This is a genomic window from Streptomyces sp. NBC_00490 (genome assembly GCF_036013645.1).
Classification (GTDB): domain Bacteria; phylum Actinomycetota; class Actinomycetes; order Streptomycetales; family Streptomycetaceae; genus Streptomyces; species Streptomyces canus_F.
This window is the reverse complement of record NZ_CP107869.1, coordinates 5093535-5107188: the sequence shown is the minus strand read 5'-3', so window position 1 is coordinate 5107188 and position 13654 is coordinate 5093535. Positions and strand designations below refer to the sequence as shown.

The following is a 13654-nucleotide window of genomic DNA, read 5'->3' as shown; positions in this document are numbered from 1 at the left end:
GTAAGGGAATTGCTGGGGGCATGACAGATGACCACATAGCGAGTGGGCCGTCGAAGGTCTCCGGACTCTCCGACGAGGAACGCCTCGCCCAGCTCGGCTACACGCAGGTTCTGGCCCGCCGCATGTCGGCGTTCTCCAACTACGCGGTCTCCTTCACGATCATCTCGGTGCTGTCGGGCTGTCTGACGCTGTACCTGTTCGGGATGAACACCGGCGGCCCCTCGGTGATGATCTGGGGCTGGGTCGCGGTCGGCCTGATGACGCTGTTCGTCGGGTTGTCGATGGCCGAGATCTGTTCGGCGTACCCGACGTCGGCGGGCCTGTACTTCTGGGCGCACAAGCTCGCCCCCAGCCGGACCGCGGCCGCCTGGGCGTGGTTCACGGGCTGGTTCAACGTGCTCGGCCAGGTCGCGGTGACCGCCGGCATCGACTTCGGCGCCGCGTCCTTCCTCGGCGCGTACCTGAACCTGCAGTTCGACTTCAAGGTGACACCGGGCCGGACGATCCTGCTCTTCGCGGGCATCCTCGTCCTGCACGGTCTGCTGAACACCTTCGGCGTACGCATCGTCGCCCTCCTCAACAGCGTCAGCGTGTGGTGGCACGTGGTGGGCGTGGCGGTGATCGTCGGCGCGCTGACCTTCGTACCGGACCACCACCAGTCCGCGTCCTTCGTGTTCACGGAGTTCGTCAACAACACGGGCTGGGGCAGCGGGGTCTACGTCGTCGCGCTCGGCCTGCTGATGGCCCAGTACACCTTCACCGGCTACGACGCCTCCGCCCATATGACCGAGGAGACCCACGACGCCTCGACGGCCGGCCCGAAGGGGATCGTGCAGTCGATCTGGACTTCGTGGATCGCCGGCTTCGTGCTGCTGCTCGGCTTCACCTTCGCCATCCAGTCCTACGACGGCGCGCTGAACTCCTCGACGGGCGCACCCCCGGCGCAGATCCTCCTGGACGCCCTGGGCGCGACCGCCGGCAAGCTGCTGCTGCTCGTCGTGATCGGGGCGCAGCTGTTCTGCGGGATGGCCTCGGTGACGGCCAACAGCCGCATGATCTACGCCTTTTCGCGTGACGGCGCGCTGCCCTTCTCGCACATCTGGCACACGGTCAGCCCGCGCACCCGGACGCCCGTCGCGGCCGTGTGGCTGGCGGCCACGGGGGCGCTGGTCCTGGGGCTGCCGTATCTGATCAACTACACGGCCTACGCGGCGGTGACGTCGGTGGCGGTGATCGGGCTCTACATCGCCTACGTCATCCCGACGCTGCTGCGGCTGCGCAAGGGCGAGGCCTTCGAGCGCGGGCCGTGGCATCTGGGCCGGTGGTCCCGGGTCATCGGTGTGGTGTCGGTGGTGTGGGTCGTCGTGATCACGGTCCTCTTCATGCTGCCGCAGGTCTCCCCGGTCACCTGGGAGACCTTCAACTACGCGCCGATCGCCGTCCTGGCGGTCCTGGGCTTCGCGGCGGCCTGGTGGCTGGCCTCGGCCCGGCACTGGTTCCTGAACCCCGAGCACGCGCGGACGCGGGCCCGCGAGGCGGCACGCAAGGGGGCGCCGGAACCGGTTGATCCGTGATCTTTGGGTCGACTTCCGCTCGCCCGGTCACTTCCGGCGCGGCCGTGTCACCGATACCCGATCGGAGACTCGGCCGCGTCCGGCTATGCTCGGGGAGGCAACATCGCCTGGGCCCTTAGCTCAATTGGCAGAGCAGTGGACTTTTAATCCATTGGTTGTGGGTTCGAGTCCCACAGGGCCTACCCGGGAGCCCCCGCGTCAGACTGTTCTGAGGCGGGGGTTTCGGCGTTCCCGGAGCCCTGCCGGACGCTACGGACCCCACGGCGGCGGGCCGGTGCGGGTGGCCCAGGCGGCGAGGGCGGCCTCGTCGACGAGGCGGATCCCGGTGCCGGACGCGTACTGGGCCGCGGGCTTGGTGAACACGGACGTGGTGACGACGGCGGCGACCTGGGCGCCGTGGACGCTGTAGCAAGTGCCGCCGAACCGCTGGAGATCCGGGCTGCCCACCTTGGTGGCCGGGCCGTAGCGCTTGCACTGGATGACGACGCGACGCCCGTCCGGGGCATCGGCGACGACGTCGGCGCCCAGGTCCCCGGCGCCTCCCACGACCCGGACCCCGAGACAGCCGTCGCGCTCGCACAGGAACGCGACGGCGTCCTCGAACTCCCTTGAGCCCATGGCGTGGTAGCGCGCCACCTCCGTGGACCGCAGGGAGCGGACACGATGGAGTTCCGTGGCCTGCCGGGCCCGGCGCTTGCCGAGTGCGAGGCCGCCGCCCACGAGGAGCAGGAGGATGAAGAAGGCGCCCGCGCTGTTGCCGTCGGCCCAGGCGAGGAGCGCCGCCGGGAGCAGGACGAGGGCGGCGACCGTGTAGAGGCAGCCCGCGACTCCGATCGGTTCGGACGGCCGGACGAGGTCGCGTGTGGGCGCGCGCATGGATCCCCCCAAGGTGTGCCAGGTGGAGAGATCTACCACCGGGACGCGGGGCAGGTGGCCCTTATGCCAGGGAACAGCCTTTTTCGGCGTTTTCTCACGCCCGGGGCGTGCGCCTCTCCGGCGCCCGGGAAGGGTGGAGCGGGCTGCACCCGGGCAGTGGAGCCCGCACCACCGTGTCCCGGCACCCTGGTCATCTAGCCTGCCCCCATGGGGAAGACCGTGCGGCGGGCCGCGCAGGCCACCGGCCACCTCCTGCTGGCCGCCGTGATGGCGTTCGGCATGTGGATCTTCATCTGCGTGCTGCTGATCACCGCCATCGGCACGCTCGCGGTGGTCGGCGCCTGGCTGCTGCCCGAGACGGTGCTGCTCATACGACGGATCGCCGGGGCCAAGCGGCAGCTGACGGCCTCGTGGACGGGCGTGCGGATCCCCGAGGCGTACCAGCCGCTGACCGGGACCGTCCGGGAGCGGTTCCGTACGGCCGTGAAGGATCCCGGCACGCTGACCGACTTCCGGTGGATGGTGGCGTACTACCTCTACGGCGCCCTGCTCTTCGTCGCGCTGCCGCTGTGGCCCGTCGGGCTCGTCGTCGACGGTGTGCGCAGCGGGCTGCTGCGCCGGGAGCCGGTCGTACTGCCGCTCGTCGTGAAGGTCGCGGATCTGGAGGCCGACTGGTCGACGGCCCTGCTCAAGCCGTCCCCGAAGGCGCGGCTGACCCGCCGGGTCGAGGAGCTGGCCGCCACCCGCGCCGACGCCATCGCCGCGCACGGCGCCGAACTCCGCCGTATCGAGCGGGACCTGCATGACGGAGCCCAGGCCAACCTCGTCGCGCTGTCCCTGCGCATCGGGCTCGCCAAGCGGGCCTACGACCGTGACCCCGACACCGCCCGCAAGCTGCTGGACGAGGCCCAGGACCAGGCCGAGCAGGCGCTGACGGAGCTGCGCAACGTCGTGCGCGGCATCCACCCGCCGATCCTGACCGACCGGGGGCTCGTGGGCGCCGTGCGCGCGCTGGCCGCCGGCAGCGGGCTCCAGGTCGCCATCGACGACGGCGGGATGGACGAGGGCGTACGGGCGCCCGCCGCCGTCGAGGCCGCCGCCTACTTCGTGGTCGCCGAATCCCTCACCAACGCCGCCAAATACAGTGGCTCGTCCCGGGCCGACGTCAGGCTCGTACGCACGAAGCGCGGACTGCGGGTGCGGGTCAGTGACGTGGCGGGCTGCGGCGGTGCCGACGAAACCGCCGGTTCCGGGTTGCTCGGCATGCGGCGCCGGGTCGCCGCGCTCGACGGGACCGTGGACGTGTCGAGCCCCGTCGGGGGGCCGACCGTGATCGAAGTGGAGCTGCCGTGCGTGTGGTGATCGCCGAGGACAACGCCCTGCTGCGGGAGGGTCTCGTCCTGTTGCTGACCTCGGCCGGGCACGAGGTGGTGGCCGTCGTCGGCACCGGGCCCGAGGTCATGCCGGCTCTGCGGGAACAGCGGCCGGACGTGGCCGTCCTGGATGTGCGGATGCCGCCCGGTTTCCGCGACGAGGGGCTGCGGGCCGCGCTGGAGGCCCGCGAGGAGTTCCCCGGGCAGCCGGTGCTGGTGCTCTCGCAGTACGTCGAGGAGTCCTACGCCGCCGAGCTGCTGGGCGGCGGCACCAGCGGGATCGGCTATCTGCTCAAGGACCGGGTGGGCCGGGTCGACGAGTTCCTCGACGCGCTGGAGCGGGTCGCGGGCGGCGGTACGGCCCTGGACCCCGAGGTCGTCACCGAGCTGCTGACCCGCCGCAAGGACACCCCGCTGGACTCCCTCACGCCGCGCGAGCGCGAGACCCTCGCGCTCATGGCGGAGGGCCACGACAACGCGACCATCGCCAAGACCCTGGTCGTCACCGAGCGCGCCGTCCACAAGCACATCGGCAACGTCTTCCTGAAGCTGGGCCTCCCGCCGAGCGACAGCGGCCACCGCCGGGTCCTGGCCGTGCTGGCGTACCTGGCGCACACACCTCAGGCATAGCGCGAAGCCGATCAGCCGACGCTGAGTTCCGTCAACTCGCCCAGCGGCAGCGTGTGCTGGGTCTGGAGGACCTTCGCGCGCAGGTAACGCACGTTGTGGGCGGTGGTGAAGACGCCGGTCGGCACCCGGTCGTGGACGTCGATGCCGAGGTCGCGCAACTGGCCCGCCTTGTCGGGGTTGTTGGAGAGGAGGTCCAGCGAGCCGATCCCCAGGGACCGCAGCATCTGCGCGGCCGCCGTGTAGTCGCGGTCGTCCTCGGGCAGGCCCAGCGCGGTGTTGGCGGCGTAGGTGTCCAGGCCCTGGTCCTGGAGGGCGTACGCGTCGAGCTTGTTGTAGAGGCCGATGCCGCGGCCCTCCTGGCGCAGGTAGAGCAGGACGCCGCCGCGCTCGGCTATCCGCTCGACCGCCTCGCGCAGCTGCGGGCCGCAGTCGCAGCGGGCGGAGCCGAAGACGTCACCGGTGAGGCACTCGGAGTGCAGCCGCACCAGCGGGACGGTGCCGGGGGCCGGGTCGCCGAGGACGACCGCCACGTGCTCCTGGCCGTCGGCCAGCCCGTGGAAGGTGACCAGCTCGGAGTCGACGCTGTAACCGTCCCCGAAGCGGAGCGGCACGCGGACACGGGAGCGCTGGGTTGCGGCGGGGATGTCGGTCATGCGGGTACTCCGGTCCTCAGGCATATCTGCTTCAGATTTGAAGCAGCTCTACGGTTCGAGACCCTACCCATGTTTTAAATTTGAAGCAACAGATATATGGCGCTCGTCACGACCGGCCCGTCATGAACAGTCCGTCACGAGCAGGAAGGGGAGGACCGCCGCCGCCACGGGACGTCCTCGGGCGCGGTGCCCTCGTCCCCCTGGAGCCCGTCGGCGATGCTCGCGCAGATCTCCTCCAGCTGTCCGACCTGCTCCGCGGTGAGCCGGTCGAACAGGGCGGCGCGTACCGTCTCCACATGCCCCGGCGCCGCCCGCTCCAGCACCGCCAAGCCCTCCGCGGTCAGTACGGCGATGCTGCCGCGCTTGTCCCACCGGCAGCTCTCGCGCCCGACCAGCCCGTCCTTCTCCAGCCGGTTTACGGCGTACGTCAGCCGGGGCCGCGTGATCTTCAGCCCCTCGGCGAGGTCGGTCATGCGCATCCGCCGCTCCGGCGCCTCGGAGAGATTGGCGAGGATGGAGTAATAGAGGTGGGGCATGCCGGCGTCCTGCTGGAGCTGCCGGTCGAGCGCGTCCTCGAGGAGGTGCGACGCGGCGAGGTACGCGCGCCATGCGCGCTGCTCCTTGGGAGTGAGCCAGCGAGTCGTCATGCCACCAGTGTAGGTTTGTTTCAAACTTGAACCAAGCCCCGCCCGTCACCGTGAGAGGGACCGCACCCGATGTCTCACCCGTACGTCCTCCTCTCCGCGGCCGTCTCCCTCGACGGCTACCTGGACGACACCGGCCCCGACCGCCTGCTCCTCTCCAGCCCGGCCGACTTCGACCGCGTCGACGAGGTCCGCGCCTCGGTCGACGCGATCCTCGTCGGCGCCGGCACGATCCGCGCCGACAACCCCCGTCTGCTCGTCAACTCCCCCGAGCGGCGCGCGGCCCGCGTGGCGGCGGGCAAGCCGGAGTACCCCCTCAAGGTCACGGTCAGCGGCTCGGGCGACCTGGACCCCGACGCGAAGTTCTGGCACACCGGCGGCGACAAGGTCGTCTATACGACGGACAAGGGCGCGGAGCGGGCCCGTGCGGCGGGTCTGGCGGCCGATGTGGTCTGCCTGGGCGCCGACCTGGACTGGCCCGGCCTCCTGGCGGACCTGTGGGCCCGGGGGGTGCGACGCCTCATGGTCGAGGGCGGCGGCAAGATCCACACCCAGCTCCTCCAGCAGGGCCTGGCGGACGAGCTCCAACTGGTCCTGGCCCCCCTCTTCGTCGGCGACGCGACCGCCCCCCGCCTCTTCGGACCCGGCGCCTACCAGGGCGGACGCCTGCGCCTGGTCGAGTCCCGGCAGATCGAGGACGTCGTCCTCATGCGCTACGAGCCCACCGCGCCCGGCTCCCGTGCCGCCGACCGCCACTGGCTCCGCCTCGCCTGCGAACTGGCCGCCCTGTGCCCGCCGTCCCGGACCGCGTTCAGCGTGGGCGCGGTGGTGGTCGCCGCCGACGGCACGGAACTCGCGCGCGGGCACTCCAGGGAGGGGGGCGACCCCGTGGTCCACGCGGAGGAGGCGGCGCTGGCGAAGATCGACTCGGGGGATCCGAGGCTGGCCTCGGCGACGGTGTACTCCAGCCTGGAGCCGTGCGCGCAGCGAGCCTCGCGCCTGGCACCGTGTGCCCGGCTGATTCTGGAGGCGGGGGTGCGGCGCGTGGTGACGGCCTGGCGGGAGCCGGACACCTTCGTGGAAGGGGCCGACGGGAGTGGGCTCCTGGCGGCCGCCGGGGTGTCCGTCGTGGTGCTGCCGGAGTTCGAGGAGCAGGCCAAGAGGCCGAATCTTCCTCTGCTGGGCTGAGCCTCACCCGCTCGGGCGGCGGGTGACGGGTGACGGACCGATCAGCCCAACATTTCCTGCGCGCCGCTCCCTGCAGGGTGACGCTGCCTGCATGAGGTCAGCCCGATTCCGTGCCGCCGTCGCCCTTCTGCTCGCCCCCCTTCTCGCCACCGCCTGTGGGACCACCGACGCCGGTACCCGCACCATGGCCCGCGCGCTGCCCCCGGACGCGGCGTTCACGCACCCCGGTGTGCTGGTGAGCGAGGCCCAGCTGGACGCCGTACGGGAGAAGGTCACCGCGGGGAAGCAGCCGTGGCTGAAGGCGTACCTCGACATGAGGGACAGCAAGTACGGGGCGTACAAGTACCAGGCCGAGCCGTACGCGAGCGTGGACTGTCCCGGTGGGGAGCGCGCCGACCGGCCCGCGCACGGGTGCGTCCAGGAGCGTGAGGACGCGATCGCCGCCTATACGCAGGCGCTCCTCTTCCGCGTCACCGGCAAGCAGCGGCACGCCGTCAAGGCGCGGGAGATCATGGATGCCTGGTCGGCGAGGATGCGCAAGCACACCGAGGAGGACGCCGGGCTGCAGACCGGGTGGGCCGGGGCGACCTGGGCGCGGGCCGCGGAGATCGTGCGGCACAGCGAGGGCGCGGGATGGCCGCAGGACCGGGTCACGCGGTTCCAGGACATGCTGCGGACCGCGTATCTGCCCGCCGTCACCCGCAAGGTCCCCGACTACAACGGCAACTGGGACCTCGTGATGACCGACGCGGCCATCGGCATCGCCGTCTTCCTCGACGACCACCAGGCCTTCGACCACGCGCTCCAGCGTTTCCGGGAGCGCGTCCCCGCCTACTTCTACCTGGAGAAGGACGGGCGGGTGCCGCTCACCCCGGCCGGATCCGGGGTGAACACGCCGGCGAAACTGACGACGTACTGGTTCGGGCAGAAGACGTACCAGGACGGCGTCTCCCAGGAGACCTGCCGCAACTTCAAGCACGTCGGCTACTCCATCGCCGCCACCGCCCACATCGCCGAGACCGCCTGGCACCAGGGCGTCGACCTGTACGGCGAGGTCAAGGACCGGCTGAAGTCGGCGCTCGCCTTCCACGCCCGGTACCAGTCCGGCGAACCCGCGCCCGCGTGGCTGTGCGGCGGGAAGGTGGACCGGAACATGGGCCCGGACCTGGAGGTCGCCCTCAACCACCTGGAGAACCGCCTCGGCGTCTCCGTCCCGGCCGCCCACCGGCTCGCCGAGGAGACCCGGCCCGCCGGTACCGACAACCTGTTCGTGTCCTGGGAGACCCTGACCCACGCGGGCAACCCCGGGAGCTGAAAACGCAGGTCAGCGGCGGCGCGAAGCAACCGTGGTGCTGAGCGTCCCGCGAATGGCGTATGCTGGTTTCACCGACGCGGGGTGGAGCAGCTCGGTAGCTCGCTGGGCTCATAACCCAGAGGTCGCAGGTTCAAATCCTGTCCCCGCTACTCACAGCTCAGGGCCGGAATCCAGTTCACTGGATTCCGGCCCTGAGTGTTTCCCCCGGTCGGGCCACACGGCTCGCCGCCCGGTCCCGGCCCGGGAAACCTGGGCATGTGGATCAGGCGGCGGTGGCGGGACGGCGTGTCTCCGCCCTCTTACGGGTGCTGCCCGTCCTGCTGATCGTCGGTGGCGTCCTCTACGACGTCCTGACCCCCCGGGACTTCACCGCGATCCCCTTCTTCACCGCCGCCCCCCTGGTCGCCGCGCCCCTCTACCCACTGCTCGGCACCGTCGTCGCCGGGGCGGTGGCCCTGATCGCCGCCTTCGCCGTCCATATGCGGTTCGGTTTCCGGCTGGACGCCGACACCCTCACCGAGGCGCTCACCGTGGCGGTCGTCGCCGTGCTGGCCGCCGTCCTCAACCGGGTCGTGCTCCGCGGCGACCAGCGGCTCGCCTCCCAGCGCCAGATCGCCGAGGCCGCCCAGCGGGCGGTGCTGCCCGAGCCCGACGACCGGATCGGCGGGTTCGACATCGCGGTCCGGTACGAGGCCGCGCAGCGGGACGCCTTCATCGGCGGGGACCTCTACGCGGTGCAGGACAGTCCGTACGGGGTGCGGCTGGTGGTGGGGGACGTGCGAGGGAAGGGCATGGGGGCGGTGGCCGCGGTTGCCGTCGTCATCGGGGCGTTCCGGGAGGCCGCCGAGCAGGAGCCGACGCTGGAGGCGGTCGCGCGGCGGCTGGAGCGGGCGCTGGCGCGCGAGGGCAGGCGACGCGAGGGGCTCGACGCCGTCGAGGGGTTCACCACCGTCGTACTCGCCGAACTGCCGCACGGCGACGGGGTGGTGCGGGTCCTCAACCGCGGCCATCCGCCGCCGCTGCTGCTGTGCCCCGACGGCACCGTGCGGGCGCTGCCCGCCGCCGAGCCCGCGCTGCCGCTGGGCATGGGCGAGCTGGGGAGCTGGCCCGACCGCGCGGAGGAGGCGGTTTTCCCGGGCGGGGCCACGCTGCTGCTGTATACGGACGGGCTGTCCGAGGCGCGGGACCGGTACGGGGAGTTCTACGATCCGGCGGCACGGCTCGCGGGACGCGCCTTCCGGGTTCCCGGGGCACTGCTGTCCGCGCTCGCCGGGGAGGTGCGCCGGCACACGGGGGGCGGCATGACGGACGACATGGCGCTGCTCGCCGTACGACGGCCGTGACCGTTGGGGGGCTTTATCACGTGGGGTGATCGGGTGAGTGCCCTCCGCATAACAACTGACATACAGTCAATACCTGTGAGTTTACCGGAGGGCGGTCAACTCGCCCGTTTTTCACCGCTCATGGACCCGTACGTCCAGCGGAAAAAGGTTAATGATCAAGCAGAACAGCTTGGAATCCATGGTCCGGGTCTATTAACGTTCGATAACGCAGCGCGGTCGTCCCAGCCGTCACAAGAGACGGCTCCGTGCTCACGCGCTTAATCCCGCAAGGGAGCCGGGGAACCACCACCCTGGGGTGAATCGCGCGGATGCCGCCGTGAACTCACGGCCGGTATACGCGCGTAGGAGACCTTCCTGCTCCGAACCCGTCAGCTAACCCGGTAGGCGAGAAGGAAGGAAAGGAGCACGCCCACGTGGCGTCAAACCGGCCTGCCCCCGAGGCCCCGTACGTGCCGAGCCAGCGCAGCACCACCGATGTCTTCGGCTACGGCAGCTACCACCACGACGAGGGTCCGCGGGAGGAGTGGAATCCCAACGAGGACTCCATCCGACCGGTCCGTGGCAAGCATCGGGTCGCCAAGCAGCGCAGCGGGGGATTCGCCCGCAGCTCCACCGTCCTGGGCGTCGGTGTCATAGCCGCCGTCGGCGGGGCCGGCATGGCCAGCGCCAACACCGGCAAGCCGCCGGTCTCCATCTCGATGCCCGACCTTCCGTTCGTGTCCGGCGAGGAGGAGGCACCGCAGGGCTCGGCCACCGCGCTCAGCGACCTCGCCGCGGCCCCCACGGCCGCCGCCACGGCCGTCACGGACAAGACCCAGGTCAGCCTCTCCGACTCCGGCACCGGCGCAGGCGAGACGCTGCGCAACCGGATCATGGCGCAGGCCGAGAGCCAGCAGACGCAGGTCGAGAACAAGACGCAGCTCGCCACGCAGAGCGCCCTCGCCGACGAGGCCGCCAAGGCCGAGGCCGCCGCGCTGAAGAAGGCCGCGGACGACGCCGCCGAGGCGAAGAAGAAGGCGGAGGCGGAGGCCGAGAAGGCCGCCGAGGCCAAGCGGCTCGCCGCGCTGGCGAAGCAGTTCACGCTGCCGACCTCCTCGTACACGATCACCTCGACCTTCGGTCAGGCCGGCTCCCTGTGGTCCTCCGGGTACCACACGGGTCTCGACTTCGCGGCTCCCACGGGCACGCTCATCAAGGCGATCCACAGCGGCACCATCACGCAGGCCGGCTGGGACGGGTCGTACGGCTACAAGACCGTCCTCACCCTCGACGACGGCACCGAGCTGTGGTTCGCCCACCAGTCCTCGATCAGCGTCAGCGTGGGCCAGAAGGTCAACACCGGTGATGTGATCGGGCGCGTGGGTGCGACCGGCAACGTCACCGGCGCGCATCTGCACCTCGAGGTCCACTCGGGCGGCGCGTCCACCGGGATCGACCCGATGGCGTGGCTGCGGAGCAAGGGGCTCACCCCCTGAGTTTTTCTTGATCCACCGGCGGCCCTGACGCACACCCCCCGACGTCAGGGCCGCCGGTTTTTCCGTCACCGGTTCAGGAGCGCCTGCCTCCGCTTGTTTACGGAGACTTTGCGGCCGTTCCGGAAGAGCGGTCCGCGCACCGGCGTTGACCCCGTACATGACTTCTCTTCGCAAGCTGGGCACGTCCGACCTCGAGGTCTTCCCGCTCTCCCTCGGCGGCAACGTCTTCGGCTGGACCGCCGACGAGACACAGTCCTTCGCCGTACTCGACGCCTACGCGGCCGCGGGCGGCAACTTCGTCGACACGGCGGACGCGTACTCCGCGTGGGTCGACGGCAACGTCGGCGGTGAGTCCGAGACCATCATCGGCAAGTGGGTCAAGGCGCGCGGCAACCGCGACGACGTCGTGATCGCCACGAAGGTCAGCCAGCACCCCGACTTCCAGGGCCTGACGGCCGCGAACATCAAGGCGGCGGCGGACGCCTCCCTGCGCCGCCTCGGCACCGACCACATCGACCTGTACTACACCCACTTCGACAAGGTGGAAGTGCCGGTCGAGGAGATCATCGGCGCGCTCGACGAACTGGTGAAGGCGGGCAAGGTGCGGCACATCGCCGCGTCCAACATCTCCGCCGAGCGCCTGGAGGCGTCCCTCGCCTTCTCCGAGCGCGAGGGACTGGCCCGGTACGTGGCGCTCCAGCCGCACTACAACCTGGTCTCGCGCGAGACGTACGAGGGCGAGCTCCAGGACCTGGCCGAACGGACCGGACTGGCCGCCGTCCCGTACTACGCGCTGGCCTCCGGGTTCCTCACCGGCAAGTACCGCGAGGGCGAGGTGGTGGAGGGCGCCCGCGCCGCCGGTGCCGGCAAGCACCTGGAGACGGAACGCGGCCGCAAGGTCCTCGCCGCCCTCGACGACATCGCCGAGGCCCACCGCGTGCCGGTGGCGACGGTGGCCCTGGCGTGGCTGGCGGCCCGGCCGACGGTGGCGGCGCCCATCGCGTCCGCACGGACCGTGGAGCAGCTGCCGGCGCTGCTGAAGGTGGCGGAGGTGCGGCTGACGGAGGACGAGGTGACGCGGCTGACGGAGGCGTCGGCCTAGGAGTGCTGCGCGGTCCGGCGGTGCGTGCGGCTCGCCGGGGCGTGTCGGGGGAGTGGCGCCGGAGTGTCGCCTACACCCGCACCGACAGCGCGGCGGGGTGTCTCGGCGGTGGCTTCGGCCGTCAGGTCCGGTACGGGTTGTAGCCGGGGTACTGCACCGCCGGGTAGCCGTGCACGGGCCAGTGCGTCGGCGGGATCACGACCGGGGTCGGCGGTGCCGTCATCCGGGCCGCGTGGTCCAGGGCCGGGCGCGCCGCCTCCCGCCGTACCCACAACTCGTGCAGCAGTTCCCGCTCCCGTACGACGAAGTCGGCGCCGGCCCGGCCGCGGCGCCCCCGGTGCCGGAGGAACGCCAGGGACGTCGCGTACGCCTCGTACTGCGCCACCGCCCGCGCCGCCGACTTCCCGGCGTGGGCGCGGGCGTACTGGCGGGCGATCCGGCGGGCCCGCATCGAGCCGAGGGCGAAGGGTTCTGCGGGGGTGAGCCAGCCGGCGACGGCGTAGGCGGGCAGTTCCTCGCGCACGGTGCGCAGTTCGCGCTGCCGGGTCCAGATGACGAGCCAGGTCAGCAGACCGAACGCGGGGACCATGAAGGCCGCGTACACGGCGAAGAAGCCGTACTCGCCGAAGGTCGAGGAGCCGTTCCAGACGGCGTGCATGCCCATCGCGAGCAGCAGGCCGGACAGGGGCAGGAGCACCCGGCGCACGTGGTGGCGGTCCGCCGACAGGGCCGCGATGCCGAAGCCGATGCCGGTGAGGACCGTGAACAGCGGGTGTGCGAACGGCGACATGATGACGCGGACGAAGAACGTGGCCGCGGTGACGGAGGCGATGCCGCTGTCGCCGGTGAGCTGGTCGGTGCCGAAGGCGGTGCCGAGATAGAGGATGTTCTCGGTGAAGGCGAAGCCGGTGGCGGTGACCCCTGCTATCACCACGCCGTCGACGATCCCGGTGAAGTCCCGTCTGCGGAAGAGGAAGACGAGCAGGACGGCCGCGGCCTTGGCGGTCTCCTCGACGACGGGCGCTATCACGGTCGCGCCGAGGGTGTCGGCGCTGGACGGATCCGCGGTCGCCGTCGCTATCCATCTGGTCGCGAAGCTGTTGGCGACGATCGCTATCAGCGCCGCCGCGCAGGCGCCCCAGGAGAACGCGAACAGCAGATTCCGCCAGGGGCCCGGCTCGACCCGGTCCAGCCAGCGGAAGGCGGCTATCAGCAGCGGCACGGGCAGGATCGCGAGGCCGAGCCCGACCAGGAAGCCCTCGGTGCCGGTCTGTTCGCGCACCAGGGCGAGGATGACGAGCCCGGAGAGCGCGAGCAGGGTGATGAGCGCGCCGTAACGGACCCACTTGCGCTGCCACCAGTGCGCGTGCCGGAGCGCACCCTCGCCGGGGGGACCGGTGGGATGCGTCGGGTACGGGGGAAAGGTGGCCACGGCATCGACCCTAACGAGTCAGGGGCGCCGCCCGCAGGTGGGCGAGGTG

Annotated in this window: 12 protein-coding genes, 2 tRNA genes and 1 riboswitch; of the genes, 10 read left to right on the top strand and 4 right to left on the bottom strand. The window is 71.2% G+C overall.

What is annotated here, in order from left to right; genetic code table 11:
- The first annotated feature begins 20 nt into the window (after window positions 1-20).
- The gene (locus tag OG381_RS23055; RefSeq protein WP_327717975.1) at window positions 21-1574 is read left to right on the top strand and encodes an amino acid permease; all 1554 of its coding nucleotides are present in this window, start codon (window positions 21-23) and stop codon (window positions 1572-1574) included.
- Window positions 1575-1683: 109 nt separating this feature from the next.
- Window positions 1684-1756: transfer RNA gene (locus OG381_RS23050), tRNA-Lys, on the top strand.
- A 67-nt stretch (window positions 1757-1823) separates the two neighbouring features.
- Here OG381_RS23050 and OG381_RS49660 read toward each other — a convergent pair.
- Window positions 1824-2192, bottom strand: coding sequence for a restriction endonuclease (locus tag OG381_RS49660; RefSeq protein ID WP_443062042.1), 369 nt, complete (start codon window positions 2190-2192; stop codon window positions 1824-1826).
- Window positions 2193-2657: 465 nt separating this feature from the next.
- Between OG381_RS49660 and OG381_RS23040 the strand changes: the two genes are divergently transcribed.
- Both OG381_RS23040 and OG381_RS23035 read left to right on the top strand, forming a co-directional pair.
- Complete coding sequence (locus OG381_RS23040; protein WP_327717973.1) at window positions 2658-3812, top strand: sensor histidine kinase; 1155 nt, start codon at window positions 2658-2660, stop codon at window positions 3810-3812.
- Window positions 3800-4453 carry a response regulator transcription factor gene (locus tag OG381_RS23035; RefSeq protein WP_327717972.1) on the top strand — a complete coding sequence of 218 codons (654 nt, stop codon included), beginning with the start codon at window positions 3800-3802 and terminating at the stop codon, window positions 4451-4453. Before OG381_RS23040 ends, OG381_RS23035 begins: the two co-directional genes overlap by 13 nt.
- 11 nt (window positions 4454-4464) lie before the next feature.
- Here the strand turns inward: OG381_RS23035 and OG381_RS23030 are convergent, their stop codons facing one another.
- Both OG381_RS23030 and OG381_RS23025 read right to left on the bottom strand, forming a co-directional pair.
- Entirely contained in the window at window positions 4465-5106 is a 642-nt protein-coding gene (locus OG381_RS23030) for a GTP cyclohydrolase II (protein ID WP_307028820.1), read from the bottom strand.
- A 134-nt stretch (window positions 5107-5240) separates the two neighbouring features.
- Complete coding sequence (locus tag OG381_RS23025; protein WP_327717971.1) at window positions 5241-5753, bottom strand: MarR family winged helix-turn-helix transcriptional regulator; 513 nt, start codon at window positions 5751-5753, stop codon at window positions 5241-5243.
- 69 nt (window positions 5754-5822) lie between these two features.
- Here OG381_RS23025 and OG381_RS23020 point away from each other — a divergent pair, with 69 nt between their 5' ends.
- The 6 genes from OG381_RS23020 to OG381_RS22995 all read left to right on the top strand — a co-directional run bounded on the left by OG381_RS23020 (window position 5823) and on the right by OG381_RS22995 (window position 12173).
- Entirely contained in the window at window positions 5823-6938 is a 1116-nt protein-coding gene (locus tag OG381_RS23020) for a dihydrofolate reductase family protein (protein ID WP_327717970.1), read from the top strand.
- A gap of 91 nt (window positions 6939-7029) precedes the next feature.
- The gene (locus OG381_RS23015; RefSeq protein ID WP_443061923.1) at window positions 7030-8253 is read left to right on the top strand and encodes an alginate lyase family protein; all 1224 of its coding nucleotides are present in this window, start codon (window positions 7030-7032) and stop codon (window positions 8251-8253) included.
- Window positions 8254-8328: 75 nt separating this feature from the next.
- Window positions 8329-8402: transfer RNA gene (locus OG381_RS23010), tRNA-Met, on the top strand.
- Between the two features lie 108 nt (window positions 8403-8510).
- Window positions 8511-9596, top strand: a complete 1086-nt coding sequence (locus OG381_RS23005) for a PP2C family protein-serine/threonine phosphatase (protein ID WP_327717969.1) — start codon at window positions 8511-8513, stop codon at window positions 9594-9596.
- Window positions 9597-9840: 244 nt separating this feature from the next.
- A riboswitch (cyclic di-AMP (ydaO/yuaA leader) is annotated at window positions 9841-9998 on the top strand.
- 11 nt (window positions 9999-10009) lie between these two features.
- Complete coding sequence (locus OG381_RS23000) at window positions 10010-11071, top strand: M23 family metallopeptidase (protein WP_327717968.1); 1062 nt, start codon at window positions 10010-10012, stop codon at window positions 11069-11071.
- A gap of 157 nt (window positions 11072-11228) precedes the next feature.
- Window positions 11229-12173 carry an aldo/keto reductase gene (locus OG381_RS22995; RefSeq protein ID WP_327717967.1) on the top strand — a complete coding sequence of 315 codons (945 nt, stop codon included), beginning with the start codon at window positions 11229-11231 and terminating at the stop codon, window positions 12171-12173.
- A 121-nt stretch (window positions 12174-12294) separates the two neighbouring features.
- Here OG381_RS22995 and OG381_RS22990 read toward each other — a convergent pair whose 3' ends face one another.
- The gene (locus OG381_RS22990; protein WP_327717966.1) at window positions 12295-13605 is read right to left on the bottom strand and encodes a PrsW family intramembrane metalloprotease; all 1311 of its coding nucleotides are present in this window, start codon (window positions 13603-13605) and stop codon (window positions 12295-12297) included.
- Window positions 13606-13654 lie beyond the last annotated feature (49 nt).

What these genes read in the sequence shown, in the direction of transcription:
- OG381_RS23055 (WP_327717975.1), top strand. Translation starts at nt 21, where the DNA reads ATGACAGATGACCACATAGCGAGTGGGCCGTCGAAGGTCTCCGGACTC.
- OG381_RS49660 (WP_443062042.1), bottom strand. Translation starts at nt 2,192, where the DNA reads ATGGGCTCAAGGGAGTTCGAGGACGCCGTCGCGTTCCTGTGCGAGCGC.
- OG381_RS23040 (WP_327717973.1), top strand. Translation starts at nt 2,658, where the DNA reads ATGGGGAAGACCGTGCGGCGGGCCGCGCAGGCCACCGGCCACCTCCTG.
- OG381_RS23030 (WP_307028820.1), bottom strand. Translation starts at nt 5,106, where the DNA reads ATGACCGACATCCCCGCCGCAACCCAGCGCTCCCGTGTCCGCGTGCCG.
- OG381_RS23025 (WP_327717971.1), bottom strand. Translation starts at nt 5,753, where the DNA reads ATGACGACTCGCTGGCTCACTCCCAAGGAGCAGCGCGCATGGCGCGCG.
- OG381_RS23020 (WP_327717970.1), top strand. Translation starts at nt 5,823, where the DNA reads ATGTCTCACCCGTACGTCCTCCTCTCCGCGGCCGTCTCCCTCGACGGC.
- OG381_RS23015 (WP_443061923.1), top strand. Translation starts at nt 7,030, where the DNA reads ATGAGGTCAGCCCGATTCCGTGCCGCCGTCGCCCTTCTGCTCGCCCCC.
- OG381_RS22995 (WP_327717967.1), top strand. Translation starts at nt 11,229, where the DNA reads ATGACTTCTCTTCGCAAGCTGGGCACGTCCGACCTCGAGGTCTTCCCG.